The following is a 21,274-nucleotide window of genomic DNA, read 5'->3' on the forward strand; positions in this document are numbered from 1 at the left end:
CGCATCCGCCCGACCTCGCCCGACCAGTAAGGAACCACCGATGACCATCACCGAGTCCGACCACGCGCCCGCCGGCCCCGACGGCGCCACCGCCCCGCTGCACCCGCTCGCGAGCCTCACGGCCGACGAGTTCACGCGCATCCGGGATCTCGTCACCGCCCTGCCCGACTTCACCGACACCACCCGGTTCGCCTATGTGGGGCTCGAGGAGCCGCACAAGCGCGAGGTGCTCGCGTGGCAGGCCGGCGACGGCCCGCTGCCCGAGCGGCGCGCCCGCGTGATGCTGCTCGACATGGCCACCAGCCGTTCCACCGACAACGTCGTGTCGATCGGCTCTGCGGATGCGCCGGGCGAGCTCCTCACGAGCGTCGTGCTCGACGGCTCCCGTGGTCAGCTGCCGGTGCTGATCGAGGAGTTCGAGGCCATCGCCGACATCGTGGCCGACGACGAGCGCTGGGTCGCCGCGCTCACCCGCCGCGGACTCGCGGTGGCCGACGTGATCTGCGTGCCGCTCTCGGCCGGGTACTACGACTTCCCCGAGGAGGAGGGGCGACGCATCCTGCGCGTGCTCGCCTTCCGGCAGGACTTCCCCGAGGACCACCCGTGGGCGCACCCCGTCGACGGCCTGTCGGCCTACGTCGACACCGCCACCCGCAGCGTGACGCGCCTGATCGACGCGACCGACCTGCCGGTGCCGGCGACATCCGGCAACTTCGACGACCCGGCGCTGCAGGGGCCGCCGCTGGACACCCTGAAGCCCATCGTCATCACGCAGCCCGAGGGGCCGTCGTTCACGGTCGACGGCGAGAACGTGTCGTGGGGCAACTGGACCTTCCAGGTGGGGTTCGACACCCGGGAGGGCCTGGTGCTGCGCCAGCTGTCGTGGACGGATGCCGCCACCGGGGTCTCGCGCCCCATCATCTACCGGGCCTCCATCGACGAGATGCTGGTGCCCTACGGCGATCCGTCGCCGGTGCGCTTCTGGCAGAACTACTTCGACACCGGGGAGTACCTGTTCGGCCGCTTCACGAACTCGCTCGCTCTCGGCTGCGACTGCGTCGGCGAGATCCACTACTTCGACGCCGTGCTGGCCGACGAACTGGGCAACCCGTTCACCATCGAGAACGGCATCTGCATGCACGAAGAGGACTTCGGAACGCTGTGGAAGCACTCCGACATGTTCACCGGCTCGAACGAGACCCGCCGGTCGCGCCGGCTCGTGATCTCGTTCTTCACCACCGTGGGCAACTACGACTACGGGTTCTACTGGTACCTCTACCTCGACGGCACCATCGAGTGCGAGGCCAAGCTCACCGGCATCCTGTTCACCTCGGCCTACCCGGGGCTGTCGGCCGACGGCGCCGACTACCCGTACGCCTCCGAGGTGGCACCGGGCCTCGGCGGCCCGTACCACCAGCACCTGTTCTCGGCCCGGCTCGACATGACGGTCGACGGTGTCGAGAACGCGGTCGACGAGGTCGACGTGGTGCGGGTGCCCGTCGGGGAGGGCAACGAGTACGGGAACGCCTTCACGAAGGGGGTGACCCGGCTCACCACCGAGGGCTCGTCGGGACGGGTGGCGGATGCCTCGGTGGGCCGCGCCTGGCACGTGGTGAACCCGGGCACCCTGAACGCGATGGGCCGGCCGACCGGGTACGTGCTGCTGCCGCAGGAGGCGCCGACATTGCTCGCCGATCCGACCTCGTCGATCGCGCGCCGCGCCGAGTTCGCCACGAAGCACCTCTTCGTCACCGCCTACGACCCGGCCGAGCGCTTCGCCGCGGGCGACTTCGTGCACCAGAACCCGGGCGGCGACGGCATCACCCGCTACATCGCCGACGACGCCTCCATCGACGGCGAGGACATCGTGCTCTGGCACACCTTCGGGCCCACGCACTTCCCGCGGCCCGAGGACTGGCCGGTGATGCCGGTCGACTACGCCAAGTTCACCCTCAAGCCCTACGGCTTCTTCGACCGCAACCCGGCCCTGAACGTTCCGGCGCCCGCGGGCCCTGCGGCCTCGCACTGCTCGCACCACGGCGGCAGCGAGATGCTGGCCGGCGACGGCCACGGTGGGCAGGAATCGGCCGGGCACGTGCACGACGGCGGACACGGTCATGACGGCGGGCACTGAGCGCCGGTGGGATCCCGAGCTACCGGGCTCCCCGGGTCGGCGACGGTGAGCCGGGATGGGTGAGGTGCTGCACGCCGGCGCACTGTTGCCTGCAGCGGTCGGCGCGTGCTGCACCGTCGGTGCCCGGCGTTCGGGCCGGGTGGCCGCCGTCGTCTCGGCAGGGCTGATGCTGCTGGCGATGCTCGACGCGAACCTGCGCCTGATCGGTCTCTCCTCGATCGTGTGGGCGGTGCTGCTCCTGCTGGCGGCACTCGGCGGTGCGGCGGCCCACCGGATGGGCGGGCGTGGGCGGCGGTGGGTGGCGCCCGCGGCCCGCGCGTCGCCGACGCCCCACGAGGCCGCGATGGCGGTGCACGGCCGCATCGGACTGATCGTGATGGCCGGGCTGCTGCTCGCGATGGTTCCGATGGGCTCCGGGACGGCGGGCGCGGGGGCCGGCTTCGGCGGGGCCGGCGTCTCGATGCACCACGGCTCCGCGGGGGCGGGCGGACTGCTCGACGCGGTGGCCGTCGGCACGCTCGTCTACGTGGGTTACAGTGCGGTTCTCGGAGTGCGGTGGGCCCGGCGACGAGCCCGGCTGCTGCCCGTGCTCGAGGTGTCGAGCATGGGGTGCTCGGCGCTCCTGATGCTGCTCCCGCTCGCGCTGCCCTAGCCCTGGGTGGCGCCGAAGGCGAGACCCAGGAGGTAGGTGACGGCCGCCGCGCCGAAGCCGATGGCCAGCTGACGCAGGGCCCGCTTGATGGGCGGACCGCCTGAGAGCAGGCCCACCACGGCACCGGTTCCGAGCAGCGCGAGCCCCACCAGGGCCGAGGCGATCACCACGGCCCACAGCCCCGAGAGCCCGAACAGGTAGGGCAGCACCGGGATGACGGCCCCCGACGCGAAGAAGCAGAACGACGACAGGGCGGCCTGCCACGCGGTGCCGATCTCCTCGTGCTCGTCGTCGGAGGCGCCGGGGGCGCCGGAGGCCGCAGAACCCGAGGCGACGTCACCCGTGATCTCCGGCGCCGTGACACCCGCGTCGCCGACCCGCTGGATGCGGATGGCCGAGGTGGTGGTCGAGAGGCCGCCGAACACGTCGGCCGCCTTGGCGGCCGCATCCGCTGCGCTCAGCCCGCGGGCCCGGTACACCAGGGCGAGCTCGTTCGCGTCGACGTCGAGCTTGGGCACCGCGGTGTGGGCGTCGGGGTCGGGGGTGGAGGCGGCGAGCAGCTCGCGCTGCGAGCGCACCGAGACGAACTCGCCCGCGCCCATCGAGAGCGCTCCGGCCAGCAGGCCCGCCACGCCCGTGGCGAGCACCACCGTCGCCGGAACCCCGGTGGCGCCGATGCCGAGCACCAGCGCCAGGTTCGACACCAGGCCGTCGTTGGCGCCGAAGACGGCGGCGCGGAAGGTGCCCGAGAGTCGGCTGCGACCGCGGGCCGCGAGGCTGCGCACCACCTCGCCGTGGATGCGTTCGTCGGCCGCCATGGCCGCCGTGGCATCCACGTCGGCCTCGTAGGGGGAGCGGGCTTCGGCGCGCTGCATCAACGCGAGCACGAACACCGAGCCGAAGCGGCGCGCCAGCACCGCGAGCATCCGGGTTCGGAGGTCGGCCCGGCGCGGCTTGCCCACCTGGTCGCCGAGGAGGTCGAGCCAGTGCTCCTCGTGGCGGCCCTCGGCCTCGGCGAGGCCCTCGAGGATCTCGCGTTCGGAGCCGGCCTTGCGTTGGGCGAGTTCGCGGTACACGCGGGCCTCGGCGCGTTCGTCGGCGAGGTACTGGCGCCAGCGGCGCAGTTCGGAGGCGGTGGGGGGCGTGGCGGCGGAGCGCGCGGGCGTGGTCGTCATCGGCTGCAATTGTGCCAGCCGGGTGCCGCCCGCCCCGCCCGAACCCCGTCATTCCCAGTATTTCGAGCCCCCGAAACCGTCTCGGAGCCCCTGCCGACGACGGAGTTCAGGGCCTCGTCACGTGAACGACGGATGCACGGTCCGTCGTTCGCCCGAAACTCCGTCGTCCGCGGCGCGGCGCGGGCGCGGGCGGCGGGTCAGCTGTAGCCGGAGGGGGTGGGGTAGAGGCCCTGCAGGGCGTGGTCGCCGACCTCTTGGGCCTTGTAGGCCACGGGGTCGTGCAGCGTGATGGTGCGGGCGTTGCGCCAGAACCGGTCGAAGCCGTAGGCCTCGCCGGTGGCGCGGGCTCCCGTGAGCTCGAACAGGCGCGAGGTGACGTCGAGCACCGTCTTCGTCGACACCACCTTGGCGGCGGCGACCTCCACGGCCACCTCGCCGCGCTCGGCGTCGGTGAGCTCCCAGCGGCGCCCGGCCGCCTCGGCCAGCACGTCGGTGGCGCGCCAGGTGAGCGCATCGGCCGCCCTGGTGGCCGAGGTGAGCTCCCCGATCAGTTCCCGGATGTAGGGGTCGTCGACCGCACGGTCGACCCCGCTGGTCGACCACGGCTTGGTGGTGGCGCCCACGTACGCCGCCGCCGCCTCGAGCGCGCCCTCCGCGAGCCCCACGTGCAGGTGGTCCAGCGCCAGCTGGAACAGCAGGATCGACAGCGACGCGAACGGCCGGTACCGCGGGCCCGACTGCTCGCCGAAGCCGAGCACGTGCGCATCCGGAACCGACGCATCCTGGAACGACACCGAACCCGACGCCGACAACCGCTGCCCGATGTTCGCCCAGTCGTCGTGGTGCACCACGCCGGGCTGCGTGGCGTCGATGATGATCGCGAGCTTTTCGCCCGTGTCGACGCGGGTGCCTGAGGCGGTGATGCGGTCGGCCACCTGCGCCCCGGTGGCGAAGAACTTGCGCCCCGACACCGTGAACCCGCCGTCGACCGGGGTGAGCTCGAGCCCCGCGTCGCGCGGGTTGCCCGCGCCGCCCCAGAACCAGTGGTTCGCCGCGAGCCCCCGCTGCAGCTCGTCGATGACGGGCTGGTTCTCGTTCAGCTGCAGTCGCCACGAGTTCACGAAGTGGTAGGCGAACACGTGGCCGAGCCCGGCGTCGGCACGGATGACGGGCCGCAGCGCCTCGAACACCGGGCGCCAGCCCAGACCACCGCCACCGAGCGCTGTGGGCACGAGGGCGGGCAGAGCGCCCGTCGCCCGCAGCGCGGCGACCTCGGCGAAGGGAGCCGTGCCCTCGGCGTCGCGCTCGACGGCCACGGCCGCGAAGCCCTCGGCCAGGCCGCTCAGCGCCTCGGCCAGGGCGGGCGCCGACGTGATGGTCTCCGGAGCGCTCACCGCTGCTCCTCCTGCCACGGCGACCGGTTCCACTGCCGCAGCACCTGGTTGCCGTGCTCGAAGCCGAGCACGCACATCGCGGCCGTGTCGAGCACGAGGTACTCGCCCGTGCTGATCGGGGCGCCGATCCAGGTGGCGGCGAGGGTGCGCAGGTAGTGGCCGTGCGAGAACAGCAGCACGTCCTCCCCGCGGTTCAGGGTGAGGTGCGCGCGGCGGATGATCGCCTGGTTGCGCCGCAGCAGGTCGGCCGCCTGCTCGCCCACGCCCTCGGGGGTGGGCTGCACGCCGTCGCGCCAGAGGTTCCAGTCGTCGCCGTAGGCCTCCGAGATCTGTGGGCTGGTGAGGCCCTCGTACGCTCCGTAGTCCCACTCCACGAGGTCGTCGTCGACCTCGGCGTCGGGGTAGCCCACGATGGCGGCGGTGTCGCGTGCCCGGCGGCGGGGGCTCGTGAGCACAAGGCCGAAGGAGCGGCCTTCGAGCACCCGGCGCACCGCGGCGGCCTGCTCCTCGCCGCGTGCGGTGAGCGGGATGTCGGTGCGCCCGGTGTGGCGGCCGTTCAGGCTCCACTCGGTCTCGCCGTGCCGCACGAGCACCACCTGCGGGGCGGTGCCGCGGGCGGCGTGCTTGAACGTGGCGCCCGCGTCGGGGTGGTCGGGCGGGAGCGCTGCGGGGTGCGTCATGGGTGTCCTTCGGCGGGCGGCGGGTCGATTTCGACGATTCAAGGCTAATGGCCCGCACAGCCCGAAACGTGCCGGTGGGCCCCGCGAAACCTGGGCGCAATGTGCACGCGACAGGATGGCGGCATGACCAGCCCGAACCCCGCATCCGAAACCGCCCTCACCGTCGTGAACGCGGTCGTCATCCCGATGGCCGACGGGGTGGAGTGGTTCCGCGGCTGGCTGGCCGTGGGCTCCGACGGGCGCATCGAGGAGATGGGCGAGGGAGACCTGCCGCCGGAGCGCGAGTCGATCGGCTCGGGCGAGGTGCTCGACGCGAAGGGCGCGTTCGTCGCTCCGGGCTTCATCTCCGCTCACAGCCACATCTTCACCAGCGGCATGCGCGGCATGACGCCGGGCGAGCCGCTCTACGGCTGGGTGGGCGAGCAGAGCACCTTCATCGCCGGCGCCGACGAGGAGGACGTCTACTGGTTCACCGTGCACGGCTGCCTCGACTTCCTCGGCAACGGGGTGACGAGCGCCTACAACTTCACCGACTCGCGCGTGGTGGGCAAGTACGACGCTGCCACCGACGTGCGCGAGATCTACGCCATCCGGCCCGAGGGCTACCTGCACCGTCAGATCGACGCGGCCCGGGATGCCGGGCTCCGCACGATGAGCGCCATCCGCCTCGACACCGAGTTCCAGCCGGTGGAGGAGGCGTTCGAGGTGTTCGGGCGGGCCGTGGAGCACCTGGAGCGGAGCGTTCCGCCCGAGCTCTCGCTCGGGGCATCCGTGTTCGGGGCGGTTCAGTGGTCGGCGAGCGAGCAGGCGGCGCGCGACGAGGTGCGGGCGATGGATGCGCACGGCATCGGCAACCAGGCGCACTTCCTCGAGACCAGCGAGGCGCTCGACCAGCAGCGCGAGAAGTTCGGCTGGTACGAGCGGGCCGGGGCACTGCGCCCGGGCTTCCTGTTCGGGCACTTCGTGCATCCCGACACCTACATGTCGCGGGTGGCGGCCGAGAAGGGGGCCGGCATGGTGTGGCAGCCCACCTCGAACGGCCGGCTCGGCTCGGGCGTGGCCGACATCCCGCGCTACCGCGAGCTCGGCATGCCCATCGGGGTGGGCCTCGACGACCAGTCGTGCACCGACGTCTCCGACCCGTTCCAGAACCTGCGCATCGGCGTGTACACGCAGCGCGCCGTGAACCAGGACGCCTCGATCGTGATGCCGCGCGAGATGCTCCGGATGCACACCCTCGGCTCCGCCGAGGCCCTCGGGGTGGCCGACCGGGTGGGTTCGCTCGAGGTGGGCAAGTTCGCCGACTTCCTCGTGGTCGACCCCTCCTCGCCCGACACCGGGCCGGTGTGGGACGTCTACGCCCACTACGCGTTCGCCTGCGGACTGCGCAACCTAGCGCGGGTGTACGTGGGCGGGGAGCTGGTCTCCGAGGACGGGGTGAGCACCAATCCGCTGGCCGCGCGGGCCTCGGCCGAGCTGCACTCGCGGGTGCGCGAGGTGGCCAGGCGCTCGGCCTCGCGGAGCACCGAGCGCCTGGCCTGGTGACGTCGGAGGCCGCCGGCGGAGGACGCCAGGCGAATCTCTCCTGACAACATCGGCATTCCAGTAGACGCCGTCCAAAAATCGGGGATACGCTCCCGAAAAGGGATAGGGAGACGCCGATGTCCGAAACCACCAGCACCAACTCAGACCTCTTCGCCGACGACTCGGGGCCGGAGGGCCGCTCGATCGCCGACTGGACCGATCTCGGCCGCGAGATGTGGTCGTACCTCACCGGCCGCGGAGCCGCGGTCAACTACAGCTTCATCGACATGACCGTCGAGGTGCCCCGCGACATCGGGCCGGATGCGCCCCGCGCCACCTGGAAGCTCAACGGCACCCTGCGGGTCACCACGAGCGACGACACGGCGCCCGGCTCCGACCCGCACCGCGGCAGCTGAGCCGGGGGCACTGACATGGTGCGCCTGGACATCGACCTGTCGTTCTCCGAGGTCGACCCCGGCGGGGACACGCCGGTCGTGCCCTTCGAGGGCACGATCACCGCGGCGGGCAACGAGGTGACGGTGTTCGTGAGCGAGCCCGCCCGCCTGCCCGGCAACGGCCGGAGGAGTCTCGCCGACCTCACCGTGGTGGCCGATGCGCTCGCCGCTCGCGGCATCTCGGTGCGCGTGGTGGGGCCCGACGGGCCCATCCTGCAGCTCGGCGACGTGCAGAACAGCCGGCTGCAGCGGCTCGTGACGCGCTCGCCGCACATCCGGCTCGGGTCGGTGCAGGCGGTCGCCCCGCTGCTGCTGCGACGCAACGGCGACCGTGCACTGGTGTTCCCGGTGCCGCCCGCCACGCCGTTCCCGATCGCCCCCACGGTGAACCGCGTGGTGCGCCGACGAGTCACCACCACGCACTACCTGCCGGGATCGGGCCGCCCGCGCCTGATCTTCGTGGTGGGCTCGGAGTACTGGGACGGCCGGCCGCCGCGCGAGTTCGACCTGCTGCCCGGCCGCACCGTGATCGGCTCGGGCCCGGATGCCGACCTGCAGCTCCCGGGGCTGGCCCCCGTTCACGCCGAGGTGCGTCACGAAGACGACGACGAGTACGTGCTCTACGACATCGAGCCCACCGGCGGCGGCCACGCCACCGAGCCCCTCGACGCCGGAGCACGCCCCCGTCGAGGGCGCATCCTGCGCACCGGCGCCCGCATCGACCTCGGCGAGTGGCGGCTGGCGTACTTCCGCGAGGAGTTCGCCGACCACGGCCGGCCCTACGGCGGGCGCGTGGGCGGAGAGCTGTCGAAGCAGAAGAAGCAGCCGCCGCGGCCCGGGAGCTCGCCGCTGTCCGGAAAGGTCACCGACCCGAGCTGACACCCTCGAACTTCGCTACAGTCGTGCTGTTCGACACGTTCAGCCTGTCAATGCAGACGAAGGAGACCCATGCTCACCGATCTCGGCGAGGCCGAACTGGCCGGGTACCGGAGCGTGCAGATCGCGCCTGACGACTTCGACGAGTTCTGGCGGTCGACCCTAGCCGAGGCGCGCGCCGCCGGCGCCGGGAGTGAAGTCCGCCTCGAACGGGTCGAGACCGGGCTGGAGACGGTGGACGTGTTCGACGTGACGTTCCCCGGGTTCGGTGGGCAGAGCATCCGGGGCTGGCTGCGACTGCCGGCGAACGCGGCGGGGCCGCTGCCGGCGGTGGTGCAGTACGTGGGCTACGGCGGCGGGCGCGGGCGGGCGTGGGAGAACCTGTTCTGGGCGAGCGCCGGCTTCGCGCACCTGCAGATGGACACCCGGGGCCAGGGCGCCACATGGTCGGCCGGGGCCACCGGCGACCCCGACGGCTCGACGGGCCCCCAGATCCCCGGCGTGATGACGCGGGGCATCGAGAACCGCGACGGCTACTACTACCGTCGGCTGATCACCGACGCCGTGCGGGCCGTCGACGCCGCCCGCTCGATGGCGGCCGTCGACCCCGAGCGCGTCGCCGTGCTGGGCGGCAGCCAGGGCGGCGGGCTCGCGCTCGCCGTGGCGGCCCTCGTTCCCGACATTCGGGCGGCCGCGTGCATCACGCCCTTCCTGTGCGACTTCCCCCGCGCCATCCGCATCACGGATGCGCAGCCGTATCGCGAGATCGGGCAGTACCTGGCGGTCAACCGCGACCGGCTGGCCGAGGTGATGACCACGCTCTCGTACGTCGACGGCGTGAACTTCGCCCGCCGCGCGAGCGCCCCGGCCTGGTTCTCGGCCGCCATGATGGACCCGATCACGCCGCCCTCGACGATCGCCGGCGCCCAGCACGAGTACGCCGGCGAGAGCACCCTGCACCTCTGGCCGTTCAACGGCCACGAGGGCGGTGGGCCCGACGAAGACGCCCTGGTGCTCGCCTTTCTCGCGTCGCACCTGCGCGGCTAGAGTTTCGCCATGGCCGCCGAACTCCGCCCCCTCTCCGAGTCGGCACTCCCGGGCTTCCTCGCCCGGGCGAACGCCGAGTACCGCCGCGAGCGCATCGAGGCGGGCGACACCCCCGAGTACGCCGACGAGCGGGTGGCCGCCTCGAACGAGCAGTACTTCCCGGGCGGGCAGCCGGCTCAGGGCCAGCTCGTGTTCGAGGTGGTCGACGGCGACGAGGTGGTGGGGGTGCTCTGGGTGGGCGTCATCGACGCCGCCCGGCCGCGCGAGTGGTGGGTGTTCGACATCGAGATCGACGAGGGGTATCGGCGCCGAGGCTACGGGCGGGCGGCCATGCTGCTCGCCGAGGAGGCGGCCCGGTCTCACGGCGCCGTGAAGCTGGGGCTGAACGTGTTCGGTCACAACACGGTGGCGCAGGGCCTCTACGCGTCGCTGGATTACGACATCACGGCCATCACCATGGCGAAGCCGCTGTGAGCGGCGGAGGGAGACGCATGCCGGCACACGCCGAACCACCGCGCGGGCGCATCGAGGGGCCCTGGAGCGCACGGCTGCGGGCAGGCGCCCCCGGCGCGCCGATCGACCTCGCCGCCTTCGACACGGCTGCGACCCCCGGGGCGCTCGACAAAGACGAGGGCGAGACCATCTTCCGCGGCACCGGCCGCACCCTCGCGCGGCTGCAGGAGCAGCTGTTCGCGTCGAGCACCGTGGCGGCTCCCGCCTCCGGGCGTTCGGTGCTGCTCGTGCTGCAGGGGATGGACACCGCGGGCAAGGGCGGTGTGGTGAAGAAGGTGGCCGGATCGGTCGACCCCCAGGGCGTCGCCCACCACGCCTTCAAGGCGCCCACAGCCGAGGAGCGCGCGCATCCGTTCCTCTGGCGGGTCGAGCCCCGGCTGCCCGCCCCCGGACTGATCGGCGTCTGGGACCGTTCGCACTACGAGGACGTGCTGGTACCCCGGGTGCGCGGCAGCCTGTCGGGCGCCGCCATCGACGAGCGCTACGCCACCATCGACGCCTTCGAGCGCCGGGTGGTGGAGGGTGGCACCACCATCGTGAAGGTGTTCCTGCACCTCGGGTACGAGGAGCAGCGCAAGCGGTTGCTGCGTCGGCTCGACCGCACGGACAAGCACTGGAAGTTCAGCCCCGCCGATGTCGACGACCGGGCGCTCTGGCCACAGTTCCAGAGCGCGTACGAGGCCGCCATCGGCGCCACGAACACCGAGATCGCGCCGTGGTTCGTGGTGCCGGCCGACCACAAGTGGTACGCGGCGCTCGCCGTGCAGCAGCTGCTCGAGGAGGCCCTCACCGGGCTCGAGCTGCGATGGCCGGTGGCGCCGTACGACGTCGACGAGCAGCGGCGGCGGTTGCTGGCCACCTGAGGTGGCTCGCCGGCGCCGCGGGCCACATGGGCCGTCGTGGCGCATCCTGAGCGGGCGGTATCGTTCTGAAATGACCCTGCGTCGTCGGCTCGCGCTCGGCGATGGCCGTCGCCTGGCCTACCGCGTGTACGGCGACGCTGCCGGGCGGCTGGTGCTCAGCTGCCACGGCGGGTTGATGAGCGGGCGGGATGCCGAGACCGCCGACACCCTCGCCCGGTCGCTCGGCGTCGCGCTGGTGTCACCCGACCGCCCCGGCGTCGGGGGCAGCTCCCGCAACCCGGGGCGAACGCCGCTGCAGTGGGCGGTCTCGGATGTGGGCGCGCTGCTGGACCACCTCGCGACGCCGGCCGGGGGGTCGCTCGACACCTCGCGGTTCGCGGTGACGGGCTGGTCGGAGGGCGGGCAGTATGCGCTCGCCGTGGCGCGGGCGTTCCCGGAGCGGGTGACGGCCGTGGCGGTGGTGGCCGGAGCGCTGCCGCTCGCCGACCCGGCGGTGCTCGCCGAGCTCAACCGGCCAGACAAGCGCATCGCCGGCCTGTCGCTGCGGGCCCCGGCCCTCGCGGCGGCGGGGTTCGCGGTCGCCGGCGCGGTCGTAAGGCGGTACCCGTGGGTGACGTCGCGGGCGTCGGCGCAGGCGCTGCGGGGCGCCGACGGCGGGGTGATCGCGTCACGGCCCGGGTGGTTCGCGGCGGTCGTGGCCGAGGGACTCGCCGACCCGCGTGGCGCCGTGGAGTCGTACCGGGCGTTCGTGGGGCCGTGGGGGTTCGAGCCCGCCCAGGTGACGGTGCCGGTGGTGGTGCACCAGGGGGCGGCCGACCGCATCATCCCGGCGTCGTGGGCCACTCGGCTGGTCGAGGCGATCCCGGATGCGCGGCTGCACACCTATCCGGGCGAGGGCCACTTCATCGTGGTCAGCCGCCGCGCGGAGGTGCTCGGGTCGCTCCTGCACCCCTGACGTCGGGCACCGGGGCCGCGCCCGGGGTGGGTCAGACCGCGGCGGTGGCGGGGCTCCAGCCCCAGGCGGGCGCGACGTGGCGGGCGATGTTCTCCAGCAGGCGGGCGTTGTACTCAACACCGAGCTGGTTCGGCACCGTGAGCAGCACCGTGTCGGCCGCCTGCACGGCCGCGTCGCCGCGCAGCTGCTCGGCGATCGCATCCGGTTCGCCCGTGTAGCTCTTGCCGAAGCGGGCCTGCACGCCGTCGAGCGTGGCCACCTGGTCCTCGGTGTCGCCGGAGCGGCCGCCGAAGTACGCGCGGTCGAGGTCGGACACGATCGGGATGACGCTGCGGCTCACGCTCACGCGCGGCTCCCGGGTGTGGCCCGCGGCCTTCCAGGCGTCGCGGTAGAGCTGGATCTGCTCGGCCTGCAGGTCGCCGAACGGCACCCCGGTGTCTTCGCTGAGCAGGGTTGAACTCTGCAGGTTCATTCCCTGCTCGGCGGCCCACACGGCGGTCTGCCGGGTGCCGGAGCCCCACCAGATGCGGTCGGCGAGCCCGGGCGACTGCGGCTGGATGGCGAGGGCCGTCGAGTGGGCGTGGCCGGTCATCCGCGGGTCGGCGTGCGCCACGCCCGCACCCTCGATCGCCGCGCGGAACAGGGCGGTGTGCTGGCGGGCGACATCCGCATCCGTCTCGCCGGCCTCGCGGTCAGCCACGTAGCCGAACGACTCGGCACCCCGCAGCGCGGTCTCGGGTGACCCCCGGCTCACGCCGAGCTGCAGCCGCCCGCCCGAGATGAGGTCGGCCGATGCGGCCTCCTCGGCCATGTAGAGCGGGTTCTCGTAGCGCATGTCGATCACGCCGGTGCCGATCTCGATGCGCTTCGTGCGCGCGGCCATCGCGGCCAGCAGCGGGAACGGGCTCGCCAACTGCCGGGCGAAGTGGTGCACGCGCACGTAGGCGCCGTCGATGCCGAGGTCTTCGGCGGCCTGGGCCAGGTCGATCGACTGGAGCAGGGCGTCGGCGGCCGTCTGGGTCTGCGACCCGGGAACGGGCTGCCAGTGGCCGAAGCTGAGGAATCCGATGCGTTTGTGCATGCCTGGTTCAGCGCCGGGCCGCGGTGCGTTATTCCCCGGGTGGGGCGAGACGGGGGCGTTGCCAGCGTGCCCGGGGGCTGTCGCGGCGGATGCCGCGCATCCGTTCGTCATCGGTCGGAAGATCAGGCGGCGCACGGGTGTTCACTGGAAGGGGCGCGACAGCGTGCCGACGGTGTGAGCAGTTGGAGGAGTTCTCATGGCAGACAGAACCTGGTTCATCACGGGAGCGTCGCGCGGCTTCGGCCGCGAATGGGCGGTCGCGGCCCTCGAGAGCGGTGACCGCGTGGCCGCTACGGCGCGCGACACCTCGACCCTCGCCGAGCTCGTCGACCGGTACGGCGACCGGTTCCTGGCGCTGCAGCTCGACGTGAACGACCGCGAGGCCGACTTCGCCGCGGTGACCGAGGCGTACGACTACTTCGGCCGCCTCGACATCGTGATCAACAACGCCGGGTACGGCCAGTTCGGCTTCATCGAGGAGCTCAGCGAGAAGGAGGTGCGCGACCAGTTCGAGACGAACGTGTTCGGCGCCCTCTGGGTGACGCAGGCCGCGCTGCCGTACCTGCGGGCGCAGGGGTCGGGGCACATCATCCAGGTGTCGTCGATCGGCGGCATCAGCGCGTTCCAGAACATCGGTATCTACAACGCCTCGAAATGGGCGCTGGAGGGCTTCTCGCAGGCCCTCGCCCAGGAGGTGGCGCCGTTCGGCGTGCACGTGACGCTGGTGGAGCCCGGCGGGTTCAGCACCGACTGGGGCGGAGCCTCGGCCAAGCACGCGGAGCCGCTTGACGACTACGCGGCGGTGCACGAGGCGGCTGCGGCATCCCGGGCCACCCGCATCGGCCAGCCGGGCGACCCCGCGGCGACGGGCGAGGCCATCCTGCGCATCGTGAACGCCGAGGAGCCGCCGCTGCGGGTGTTCTTCGGCACCACCCCGATCGAGACCGCGAAGGCCGACTACGCCTCGCGCATCGCGGAGTGGGAGCGCTGGAACGACGTGTCCGTGCTCGCCCAGGGCTGAGCCCCGCGCACCCCGCGTGCCGCCCCCCTGAACACCGGTTCCGTCACTTTTCGCCCCAAAACACGGGTTTTCGGGCGAAAAGTGACGGATCTGGTCTTCAGGGGAGGGCTCGGGCGATGTCGTCCTGCACGAGCTCGGCGTTGATCACCGTGGCCGCCGTGAGCCCCGACGCCGCGGCCACGATCACGAGCGCGCCCGCGTTGGCCGAGTTGCCCGCCACCCACACGCCGGGCACCGAGGTGCGGCCGGTGGGGTCGGATGCGGTCCACTCACCCATCGGCCCGGTCTCGCGGGCCGCCCCCAGCTGCTGCAGCAGGTCGTCGTTCGCCACCATCGCGCCGCCGGTGAACACGGCGTCGACCTTGAGGGTGCGCCCGTCGTCGAGGGTCAGCGCGAGCGGGCGGTCCCGATCCGGGTCGACGCGCGACACCCGCACCACGTCGTTCTCGATCACCTTCACGCCGCGGGCCGCGAACCCGCGGAGCGTCTCGGTGTCGAGTTCGGCGGTCGAGCGCCCGACGAGGGCGATGTCATCCGTGAGCTGACGCATGAGTGCGGCCTGGTGGGCGTTCCGCGTCGTGGTGGCGATCACGGCCACGCGTGAGTCGCGGGCCTCCCAGCCGTCGCAGTAGGGGCAGGCCACGGCGCCGCGGCCCCACTGCTCGGCCAGTCCCGGGATGTCGGGCAGCTCGTCGCGGAGCCCGGTGGCGATCACGAGCCGGCGGGCCGTGAGGGTTCTGCGGTCGTCGGCTCCGGATGTCGCGGACTCGACCTCCACGCTGAACCCCCCGATCGCCCCCGAGGCCGACACCGCCCGGCCCGCCACGATCGTGGCCCCGTAGCCCAACACCTCGGCGCGCCCGATCTCGAGCAGCTCGTGCGGACTGAAGCCGTCGCGACTGAGGAAGCCGTGCATGTGGTCGGTGAAGCGGTTGCGGGGTTCGCCGGCGTCGATCACGGCGACTCGTCGACGCGACCGGGCCAGCACGAGGGCGGCGTTGAGGCCGGCGGCTCCGCCGCCGACGATGATGACATCGAATTCAGGTTCGTTCATGTCTTCACTCTCGCCGGGCGTGCCGCCAGAGCAAAATAGTTTGCCGACCTGGCAAGATCGAGTCATGGTCACACCCACGCAAGGCGCACGGATCGGTGCCCGTCTGCGCGCGGCACGCGCATCCCGAGACCTCACTCTGGCCGCTCTCGCAGCGACCACCGGCATCTCGGCCAGCACCATCTCGCGGCTCGAGGCGGGAAAACGGCAGCCGAACCTCGAGCTGCTCATCCCGCTGGCGGGGGCGTTGGAGGTGACCATCGACGAGCTGGTCACCGACTCGGTGCCCGACCCGCGCATCCCGGGCCGGCGGGTGAATCGCCCCGGCCGGTCGATCGAGTGGCTCTCGCGCGAGGGCGCCCCGATGCAGACGGTGCGGATGACGCTACGGCCCACCGACGAGGAGGTGGTGCAGGCGACCCACGAGGGGTTCGAGTGGGTCTACGTGATGAGCGGGCGGTTGCGGCTGATTCTCGGCGAGCACGACCTCGTGCTGGCCGCGGGCGAGGCGGCGGAGTTCGCGACGCGGGTTCCGCACTGGCTGGGGTGCGCGGGGGAGGAGCCGGTGGAGCTGCTGGGCATCTTCAGCCACGACGGGGAGCGCATCCACGTGCGGGCCCAGACCGAGCCGGATCGGCGGGCGGGGCGGTGAGGGGGCTCGGACGGTTGCCCGGGCCGGCGGCTCGGGCCGGTTGCTCTGGCCGGCGGCTCAGGCCGAGGGGTGGCCGAACTCCAGAGTCCACGCCATGTCGTCGTACCCGCTGTCTGACGGGGGCTGCTTCTTCAGCGTCGAGGGGTCGGTGGGCGGCACGCTGCCGAGTGCAGGATCGTTCAGTTCGTTCATGGGGAGACCTCGTTTTCGATACGGCTGTTCCGACCGTAGATCACCGGGGGCGGGGGCTGCTGGTCATTGACAGCGAGGGCGAAGGTTCGTGCGGGGTGAGGGTGGGGGAGCCGGTGGCGCGGTCGTAGCCTCGGGAGCATGAGACGTGGAGCGGGCCGTGGGCGACCGGACGGTGCATTTCGGATTCGGCTCGGCGCCGCCCGAGCCGCACCTCGTCGACCTGGTCACGAGCATCCGGATGCCGGCGACCGGCGCCTGAGCCGCGTCAGGCCCGTGTGCCCGCGAACACATACACCCACGCCTGCTCGCCCGAGTCGAGCGGCAGCAGCACGCGCTCGTAGTCGTCGACCTCGTAGGCGTCGGCGGCGATGAGGTCGGAGGGAGTGACTTCGAAGACCGTCCCGGCGACGGGCGGGGCGTCGGGGTCGGCGATCAGCAGCGGATGCCGGTCGCTCCCGCTGGCTGCGATCACCGCCGGGTCGGAGATGGCGAGCCACCCCTGGGCGTAGCCGACGACGGAGGCGTCACGGCCGTCGAGCAGGCGGCCGAAGACGGCCAGCTGCAGCTCGGGCTGTCGCAGGGTTCCGTACGAGAACAGCAGCGTCGCATCCGTCGTCATTCACCGAGCCTAAGGCTGCCGCCTCTCTCGCCCGGGGCTGAGTCGCGCCCGACTGCGACATCACGACGCGACTCAGTGTTCTTGGCAGCAGTCAGCCGCGACTGAGCGTGGCGTCAGGGGTGGCGCGGGCGACGAGGCCGCGGGCGTAGTTGGCGCGGGTCTGCAGCTCGAACAGCTGGGCCCCGGGGTCGAAACCCGCGCGCTCGGCGGACTGGTAGGTGAAGGAGCCGTTGACCACGGTGATCTGCATGAAGCCGGTCACCCGGGTCTCGCGCACGAGCAGGAACAGCAGGCCGAGGAACAGGAAGAAGAACCCGATCACGGCCAGCACGATCGCCCAGGCGGGGGTGTACCGCTCGACCCTGGTCTGGTCGGTGACGATGATCTGCGTGCCGGCCAGCGGCAGCGTCGCCTGCGGGGTGACGAGCCAGTGCTCGGTCATCGAGATGTCGCCGAAAGACACGAGCGGAGGCTCGGTGGGCGCGGTCGGGCTGATGGACATGTGTTCCCCCTGGTCGGTCGAGATCGGCGTCGCGACGGTGTCGAGCCTATCCGAGGCCCTCCCGCGGGTCGCGGTAGCGCGAACTGCGCCCCGAACCGCCCCGCGGCAGCACTTCGTGCGACCCGGATGCCGCGTCCCGGGCGTTCGGGGTGCGCCGGCCTGGGCGCGGGCTGCCGCGTGCGTGGTCGGGGTAGCGCACGTGGCGGGTCGGGCGGCCTCGGAGGCGCCGTTCGCGCTACCCGGAGGGGAAGGCTCGTTCGGGCGGTGGGGTTTCGGCGCGGGGACTATCGGGGTTCGATGAAGAGCACACGAACACTCGGCCGAAGGGATCACGTGCAGCAGGGAGTGACGCTCGACGGCCGCTCGGACGGTGCGTTCGAGGTGGGGCGAGGCCGCAGCGGCACGGGCGTTGCGGGCCGCAGGTCCGTCGCCGGGCTGGACGACCTCTTCGCCGCCGCGCTCGCCGCCGCTCCCACGGGGGCCGGCGTTGCTGCAGCACTGCGCCTCGCCCAGCGGGTCGGCCGCGCGACGGCGTTGCCGGGCCGCGGCCGGACGGCCGACTATTTCGAGACCCTCGCCACGCTCGCCGCCGCCGACGTGACCGTCGCCCGCGTGGTGGAGCCGCACCTCGACGCACTCGCGATCCTCGACGAGTGCCCGGTGCCGGTAGACCTGGCCGCCATCGGCGCCGACGAGGCCAGCACGTGGGGCGTGTTCGCCGCCGAGGCGGCCGGGGTGCGGCTCGACGCGGCGACGGATGACGGGGGCTGGGTGGTGCGGGGCACCAAGCCGTGGTGCTCCCTGGCCGGCGACCTCACGCACGCGTTGGTGACCGCCCACGTCGACGGAGACGGCGGGAGCGCACGTCAGCTGTTCGCGGTCGCCCTCGGCCAGGAGGGTGTGGACGTGCATCCGGAGGCCTGGGTGTCGCGGGGGTTCGTGGAGGTGCCGAGCGGCCCCGTGGACTTCGCCGATGTGCGAGCGGTTCCCGTCGGGGAGCCCGGGTGGTACCTCGAGCGGGCCGGGTTCGAGTGGGGCGGCATCGGGGTGGCGGCGTGCTGGTTCGGGGGTGCGGTGGGCGTGGCGCGCCGGGTGCTCGAGGCGGCCGGCCGGAAGGGCGACGACGTGGGGGCGCTGCACGCCGGGCGCTGCGCGAGCGCGCTGTTCGCCGCGCGGTCGGCACTTGCGGCGGCGGCCGCCCGGATCGACGAGGGCGGCGCGGGCGGGCGGCGCGACGGCGGTGACGATGGTGACGGCAGCCGACCGCGCGGCGACGGCGACGGTGGCGACGCGGGCGAATCACTCGGTGGAGGCGACGGCACGGCCGCGCAGCCCGGGCGCGACGACGCCCGCATCCTCGCCCAGACCGTGCGGGCGGTGGTGCGGTCGGCCTGTGACACGGTGCTGCACGAGGCGGGGCAGGCGCTCGGCCCCGCGCCGCTCGCGCTCGATGCCGCGTACGCCGCGCGGGTGGCCGATCTCTCGCTCTACCTGCGGCAGGATCACGGTGCCCGCGACGAGGTGCGCCTCGGCCGCCTGCTCGTCGAGGAGTCGCAGAGGCACGCGCATCCGGAGCAGCGGGGAGGCGCGTCATGAGCGTCTTCACGCACCGCGACGACAGCACAGCCGAACAGCGCTGGACAGCGGCCTTCGTGCAGCGCTCCACAGCTGGAGAACTCGGCGAGATCGGCCCGAGTGCCCTCGCCGAGCTGGGCCACCTCGTGGTGGTCGCGGCGCATCCCGACGACGAGACGCTCGGCGCCGCTGGACTGCTCGCCCGGGCCTACGCCGCCGGTGTGCGCACGACGGTGATCGTGGCCACGTCGGGTGAGGCGTCGCATCCCGAGTCGACGACGCACACCCCCGGGCGGCTCGCCGAACTGCGGGAGGGGGAGGCGGAGGCTGCGGTGGCGTCGGTCGATCCGGGGGCGACGGTGTCGTTCCTGCGGGTTCCGGATGGCGGGCTCGCCGAGCCCGTGAACCGCTCCCGGCTCGAGCAGGCTCTGCTCGCCGCGGTGCGGGGCGACAGTGGTGCTGCCGGTTCGGCGGGCGCGGGCCCGGGCGCCGGGAGCGCCGGGGCCGGCACCGCGGAGCCGGTGGCCGAGACGTGGATCGTGAGCCCGTGGAGTGGCGACCGGCACCCCGATCATGCCGCGGCCTCCGAGGTGGTGGGCGCCGTGGTCGGCAGCCTGCGCGCGGAGGGTGCCGGGACGCGGGTGCGCCGGCTGGAGTACCCGGTCTGGCTCTGGCACTGGGGCGATCCCGACGGCGGCGACGTGCCCTGGGATGCGCTCGTGACGCTGGCCCTCGACGAGGAGGCCGTGCGGGCGAAGCGGCGCGCGATGGCGCTGCACGCCACCCAGGTTCAGGCCCTCGGCGACGCCCCAGGCGACAGCGTGCTGCTCGCCCCCGGGATGCTCGCGCACTTCGAGCGGGCGTTCGAGGCGTTCGTGGAGGTGGTGTCCGGCGACGTGACGCCCGGGGTGGCGCCTGCTGCTGCGCCCGCGGAGGCGACCGCGACCGGCGAGGAGCCCACCGTCGGCACCGCGGCACGGTACTTCGACGCGCTGCACACCGGAGCCGACGATCCGTGGGGCTTCGAGACCCGCTGGTACGAGGAGCGCAAGCGCGGCATCCTGCTGGCCACCCTGCCCGACCGCGGGTACCGCGCCGTGCTCGAGGTCGGGACCTCGACGGGTGTGCTCTCCCGGGAACTCGCGGCACGGGCATCCGTTCGCTTCGTCGGCGTCGACGTGTCGCCGGTGGCCGTGGCTCGCGCCGCCGAACGCAACCACGGCCTGCCGCACGCGTCGTTCGAGCGCCGCGACGTGCCGGATGAGTGGCCGGAGGGCAGGTTCGACCTCGTCGTGGTGTCGGAGGTGGGCTACTACCTCGCGCCCGGTGCGCTCGACCGCCTGATCGACCGGGCCGTCGAGGCGCTCGACGAGCACGGCGCGCTCGTGTTCTGCCACTGGCGGCACCCGATCGACGGCATCGAACGCGTCGGCGACGACGTGCATGCCGTGCTGGCCGCCCGGCCGGAGCTCATCCGGCTCGCTCATCATCTCGAGGAGGACTTCGTGCTCGATGTGGTCGTTCGGCCGCCCGCCGTGTCGGTGGCGGCGAAGGAGGGGATCGTGTGATCGGCGCCATCGACGTGGTCATTCCGGCCCGTGACGAGGAGGAGTCGCTTGGCGCCTGCCTGGAGGCGGTGCTGGCGAGTCGTCGCGCGTTGATGCGGCTCGACCCGACGCCGTTCCTGCGCTGCCGGGTGGTGGTGGTGCTGGATGCCTGTACCGACGACTCGATCGGGGTGGCCGAGTCGTTCGGCGGCGCCGTGATCGCGTTGGAGGCCGCCGCGGGCAACGTGGGCGTGGCTCGCGGAATCGGGGCCCGGCACGTGATGGCGAGCTTCGACCGCCCGGCCGAGCAGTGGATCTGCAGCACCGACGCCGACACGCTCGTGCCCGAGAGTTGGCTCGCCGATCACCTCGCGGTGGCCGAGACCGGTGCCTATGTGGGGCTCGGTCGGGTGGAGCCGAGCGGTGGGGCGCTGAGTCCGGATGCGCTGGACGCGTGGCAGCGCGCGCACGCCGACTCGTCGGTTCGGCACGTCTACGGTGCCAATCTCGGGGTGCGCGCCGACGCGTACCTGCGGGCGGGCGGGTTTCCGGCCATCCGGCTCGGCGAGGACGAGGAGCTCGTGCGGGCCGTCGACGCCCTCGAGAGCCACGTCGACGAGCCCTCGGGCGGGCGCATCGCCCAGGTGGAGGGCGTGGCGGCCACCTCAGACCGCCTCGACGGGCGCACGGCGGGCGGATTCGCGGGCTTCCTGCGCAAACTCGTCGACTAGAGCCCCCCGCCCCCGCCCGCGCCCCCGCTCTCGTC

Annotated in this window: 22 protein-coding genes; 14 read left to right on the forward strand and 8 right to left on the reverse strand. The window is 72.8% G+C overall.

Features of this window, described 5'->3' with window-relative positions:
* Positions 1-40 precede the first annotated feature (40 nt).
* Both ACEXOR_RS01895 and ACEXOR_RS01900 read left to right on the forward strand, forming a co-directional pair.
* Positions 41-2,134, forward strand: coding sequence for a primary-amine oxidase (locus ACEXOR_RS01895; protein WP_374847703.1), 2,094 nt, complete (start codon positions 41-43; stop codon positions 2,132-2,134).
* Between the two features lie 55 nt (positions 2,135-2,189).
* Positions 2,190-2,786, forward strand: coding sequence for a hypothetical protein (locus ACEXOR_RS01900; RefSeq protein WP_374847704.1), 597 nt, complete (start codon positions 2,190-2,192; stop codon positions 2,784-2,786).
* On the opposite strand, the gene ACEXOR_RS01905 is transcribed toward ACEXOR_RS01900, so the two are convergent.
* The 3 genes from ACEXOR_RS01905 to ACEXOR_RS01915 all read right to left on the reverse strand — a co-directional run bounded on the left by ACEXOR_RS01905 (position 2,783) and on the right by ACEXOR_RS01915 (position 6,035).
* Positions 2,783-3,961, reverse strand: coding sequence for a VIT1/CCC1 transporter family protein (locus ACEXOR_RS01905; protein WP_374847705.1), 1,179 nt, complete (start codon positions 3,959-3,961; stop codon positions 2,783-2,785). The genes ACEXOR_RS01900 and ACEXOR_RS01905 overlap by 4 nt on opposite strands.
* Before the next feature lie 197 nt (positions 3,962-4,158).
* Positions 4,159-5,355 (reverse strand): acyl-CoA dehydrogenase family protein, encoded by a 1,197-nt coding sequence (locus ACEXOR_RS01910; RefSeq protein ID WP_374847706.1) that lies wholly within the window; start codon positions 5,353-5,355, stop codon positions 4,159-4,161.
* Positions 5,352-6,035, reverse strand: coding sequence for a histidine phosphatase family protein (locus ACEXOR_RS01915; protein ID WP_374847707.1), 684 nt, complete (start codon positions 6,033-6,035; stop codon positions 5,352-5,354). The genes ACEXOR_RS01910 and ACEXOR_RS01915 overlap by 4 nt, the downstream gene beginning before the upstream one ends.
* A gap of 123 nt (positions 6,036-6,158) precedes the next feature.
* Between ACEXOR_RS01915 and ACEXOR_RS01920 the strand changes: the two genes are divergently transcribed.
* From ACEXOR_RS01920 to ACEXOR_RS01950, 7 genes are all read left to right on the forward strand, one after another.
* Positions 6,159-7,580, forward strand: coding sequence for an amidohydrolase family protein (locus tag ACEXOR_RS01920; protein ID WP_374847708.1), 1,422 nt, complete (start codon positions 6,159-6,161; stop codon positions 7,578-7,580).
* A 116-nt stretch (positions 7,581-7,696) separates the two neighbouring features.
* A complete protein-coding gene (locus ACEXOR_RS01925) occupies positions 7,697-7,975 on the forward strand; it encodes a hypothetical protein (protein WP_374847709.1) in 279 nt (92 codons plus the stop codon).
* Positions 7,976-7,990: 15 nt separating this feature from the next.
* A complete protein-coding gene (locus tag ACEXOR_RS01930) occupies positions 7,991-8,893 on the forward strand; it encodes an FHA domain-containing protein (protein WP_374847710.1) in 903 nt (300 codons plus the stop codon).
* Between the two features lie 69 nt (positions 8,894-8,962).
* On the forward strand, positions 8,963-9,937 hold the full coding sequence (locus ACEXOR_RS01935) for an acetylxylan esterase (protein WP_374847711.1): 975 nt from the start codon (positions 8,963-8,965) through the stop codon (positions 9,935-9,937).
* A gap of 9 nt (positions 9,938-9,946) precedes the next feature.
* Positions 9,947-10,411: a GNAT family N-acetyltransferase gene (locus ACEXOR_RS01940; RefSeq protein WP_374847712.1), complete on the forward strand. Its 465-nt coding sequence runs from the start codon at positions 9,947-9,949 to the stop codon at positions 10,409-10,411.
* Positions 10,412-10,428: 17 nt separating this feature from the next.
* Positions 10,429-11,313, forward strand: a complete 885-nt coding sequence (locus ACEXOR_RS01945) for a PPK2 family polyphosphate kinase (RefSeq protein ID WP_374847713.1) — start codon at positions 10,429-10,431, stop codon at positions 11,311-11,313.
* A 70-nt stretch (positions 11,314-11,383) separates the two neighbouring features.
* Positions 11,384-12,268 (forward strand): alpha/beta fold hydrolase, encoded by an 885-nt coding sequence (locus ACEXOR_RS01950; RefSeq protein ID WP_374847714.1) that lies wholly within the window; start codon positions 11,384-11,386, stop codon positions 12,266-12,268.
* A gap of 31 nt (positions 12,269-12,299) precedes the next feature.
* Here the strand turns inward: ACEXOR_RS01950 and ACEXOR_RS01955 are convergent, their stop codons facing one another.
* Positions 12,300-13,349, reverse strand: coding sequence for an LLM class flavin-dependent oxidoreductase (locus ACEXOR_RS01955; protein WP_374847715.1), 1,050 nt, complete (start codon positions 13,347-13,349; stop codon positions 12,300-12,302).
* 196 nt (positions 13,350-13,545) lie between these two features.
* Between ACEXOR_RS01955 and ACEXOR_RS01960 the strand changes: the two genes are divergently transcribed.
* The gene (locus ACEXOR_RS01960; protein WP_374847716.1) at positions 13,546-14,370 is read left to right on the forward strand and encodes an SDR family oxidoreductase; all 825 of its coding nucleotides are present in this window, start codon (positions 13,546-13,548) and stop codon (positions 14,368-14,370) included.
* 97 nt (positions 14,371-14,467) lie between these two features.
* On the opposite strand, the gene ACEXOR_RS01965 is transcribed toward ACEXOR_RS01960, so the two are convergent.
* Positions 14,468-15,424 (reverse strand): NAD(P)/FAD-dependent oxidoreductase, encoded by a 957-nt coding sequence (locus tag ACEXOR_RS01965; RefSeq protein ID WP_374847717.1) that lies wholly within the window; start codon positions 15,422-15,424, stop codon positions 14,468-14,470.
* Positions 15,425-15,488: 64 nt separating this feature from the next.
* Here ACEXOR_RS01965 and ACEXOR_RS01970 point away from each other — a divergent pair, with 64 nt between their 5' ends.
* Positions 15,489-16,073: a helix-turn-helix domain-containing protein gene (locus ACEXOR_RS01970; RefSeq protein WP_374847718.1), complete on the forward strand. Its 585-nt coding sequence runs from the start codon at positions 15,489-15,491 to the stop codon at positions 16,071-16,073.
* Positions 16,074-16,130: 57 nt separating this feature from the next.
* Here the strand turns inward: ACEXOR_RS01970 and ACEXOR_RS01975 are convergent, their stop codons facing one another.
* From ACEXOR_RS01975 to ACEXOR_RS01985, 3 genes are all read right to left on the reverse strand, one after another.
* On the reverse strand, positions 16,131-16,265 hold the full coding sequence (locus ACEXOR_RS01975) for a hypothetical protein (protein ID WP_374847719.1): 135 nt from the start codon (positions 16,263-16,265) through the stop codon (positions 16,131-16,133).
* Positions 16,266-16,530: 265 nt separating this feature from the next.
* Positions 16,531-16,884, reverse strand: coding sequence for a gamma-glutamylcyclotransferase family protein (locus tag ACEXOR_RS01980; RefSeq protein ID WP_374847720.1), 354 nt, complete (start codon positions 16,882-16,884; stop codon positions 16,531-16,533).
* 91 nt (positions 16,885-16,975) lie between these two features.
* Positions 16,976-17,386: a hypothetical protein gene (locus ACEXOR_RS01985; RefSeq protein WP_374847721.1), complete on the reverse strand. Its 411-nt coding sequence runs from the start codon at positions 17,384-17,386 to the stop codon at positions 16,976-16,978.
* Positions 17,387-17,683: 297 nt separating this feature from the next.
* Between ACEXOR_RS01985 and ACEXOR_RS01990 the strand changes: the two genes are divergently transcribed.
* Genes ACEXOR_RS01990 through ACEXOR_RS02000 form a run of 3 tightly spaced genes read left to right on the forward strand, consistent with a single transcriptional unit; the run spans position 17,684 to position 21,239 of the window.
* Positions 17,684-18,982: an acyl-CoA dehydrogenase family protein gene (locus ACEXOR_RS01990; RefSeq protein WP_374847722.1), complete on the forward strand. Its 1,299-nt coding sequence runs from the start codon at positions 17,684-17,686 to the stop codon at positions 18,980-18,982.
* Complete coding sequence (locus ACEXOR_RS01995; RefSeq protein WP_374847723.1) at positions 18,979-20,529, forward strand: PIG-L family deacetylase; 1,551 nt, start codon at positions 18,979-18,981, stop codon at positions 20,527-20,529. Before ACEXOR_RS01990 ends, ACEXOR_RS01995 begins: the two co-directional genes overlap by 4 nt.
* Positions 20,526-21,239 (forward strand): glycosyltransferase family 2 protein, encoded by a 714-nt coding sequence (locus tag ACEXOR_RS02000; protein WP_374847724.1) that lies wholly within the window; start codon positions 20,526-20,528, stop codon positions 21,237-21,239. Before ACEXOR_RS01995 ends, ACEXOR_RS02000 begins: the two co-directional genes overlap by 4 nt.
* Positions 21,240-21,274 lie beyond the last annotated feature (35 nt).

It is taken from the genome of Herbiconiux liangxiaofengii (assembly GCF_041927335.1).
Classification (GTDB): domain Bacteria; phylum Actinomycetota; class Actinomycetes; order Actinomycetales; family Microbacteriaceae; genus Herbiconiux; species Herbiconiux liangxiaofengii.

Coding starts and splice junctions, on each gene's coding strand:
- ACEXOR_RS01940 (WP_374847712.1), top strand. CDS start 9,947: ATGGCCGCCGAACTCCGCCCCCTCTCCGAGTCGGCACTCCCGGGCTTC.
- ACEXOR_RS01960 (WP_374847716.1), top strand. CDS start 13,546: ATGGCAGACAGAACCTGGTTCATCACGGGAGCGTCGCGCGGCTTCGGC.
- ACEXOR_RS01985 (WP_374847721.1), bottom strand. CDS start 17,386: ATGTCCATCAGCCCGACCGCGCCCACCGAGCCTCCGCTCGTGTCTTTC.
- ACEXOR_RS01930 (WP_374847710.1), top strand. CDS start 7,991: ATGGTGCGCCTGGACATCGACCTGTCGTTCTCCGAGGTCGACCCCGGC.
- ACEXOR_RS01995 (WP_374847723.1), top strand. CDS start 18,979: ATGAGCGTCTTCACGCACCGCGACGACAGCACAGCCGAACAGCGCTGG.
- ACEXOR_RS01925 (WP_374847709.1), top strand. CDS start 7,697: ATGTCCGAAACCACCAGCACCAACTCAGACCTCTTCGCCGACGACTCG.
- ACEXOR_RS01970 (WP_374847718.1), top strand. CDS start 15,489: ATGGTCACACCCACGCAAGGCGCACGGATCGGTGCCCGTCTGCGCGCG.
- ACEXOR_RS01965 (WP_374847717.1), bottom strand. CDS start 15,424: ATGAACGAACCTGAATTCGATGTCATCATCGTCGGCGGCGGAGCCGCC.
- ACEXOR_RS01935 (WP_374847711.1), top strand. CDS start 8,963: ATGCTCACCGATCTCGGCGAGGCCGAACTGGCCGGGTACCGGAGCGTG.
- ACEXOR_RS01915 (WP_374847707.1), bottom strand. CDS start 6,035: ATGACGCACCCCGCAGCGCTCCCGCCCGACCACCCCGACGCGGGCGCC.
- ACEXOR_RS01975 (WP_374847719.1), bottom strand. CDS start 16,265: ATGAACGAACTGAACGATCCTGCACTCGGCAGCGTGCCGCCCACCGAC.
- ACEXOR_RS01920 (WP_374847708.1), top strand. CDS start 6,159: ATGACCAGCCCGAACCCCGCATCCGAAACCGCCCTCACCGTCGTGAAC.
- ACEXOR_RS01950 (WP_374847714.1), top strand. CDS start 11,384: ATGACCCTGCGTCGTCGGCTCGCGCTCGGCGATGGCCGTCGCCTGGCC.
- ACEXOR_RS01895 (WP_374847703.1), top strand. CDS start 41: ATGACCATCACCGAGTCCGACCACGCGCCCGCCGGCCCCGACGGCGCC.
- ACEXOR_RS01945 (WP_374847713.1), top strand. CDS start 10,429: ATGCCGGCACACGCCGAACCACCGCGCGGGCGCATCGAGGGGCCCTGG.
- ACEXOR_RS01955 (WP_374847715.1), bottom strand. CDS start 13,349: ATGCACAAACGCATCGGATTCCTCAGCTTCGGCCACTGGCAGCCCGTT.
- ACEXOR_RS01900 (WP_374847704.1), top strand. CDS start 2,190: ATGGGTGAGGTGCTGCACGCCGGCGCACTGTTGCCTGCAGCGGTCGGC.
- ACEXOR_RS01980 (WP_374847720.1), bottom strand. CDS start 16,884: ATGACGACGGATGCGACGCTGCTGTTCTCGTACGGAACCCTGCGACAG.
- ACEXOR_RS01990 (WP_374847722.1), top strand. CDS start 17,684: ATGAAGAGCACACGAACACTCGGCCGAAGGGATCACGTGCAGCAGGGA.
- ACEXOR_RS01905 (WP_374847705.1), bottom strand. CDS start 3,961: ATGACGACCACGCCCGCGCGCTCCGCCGCCACGCCCCCCACCGCCTCC.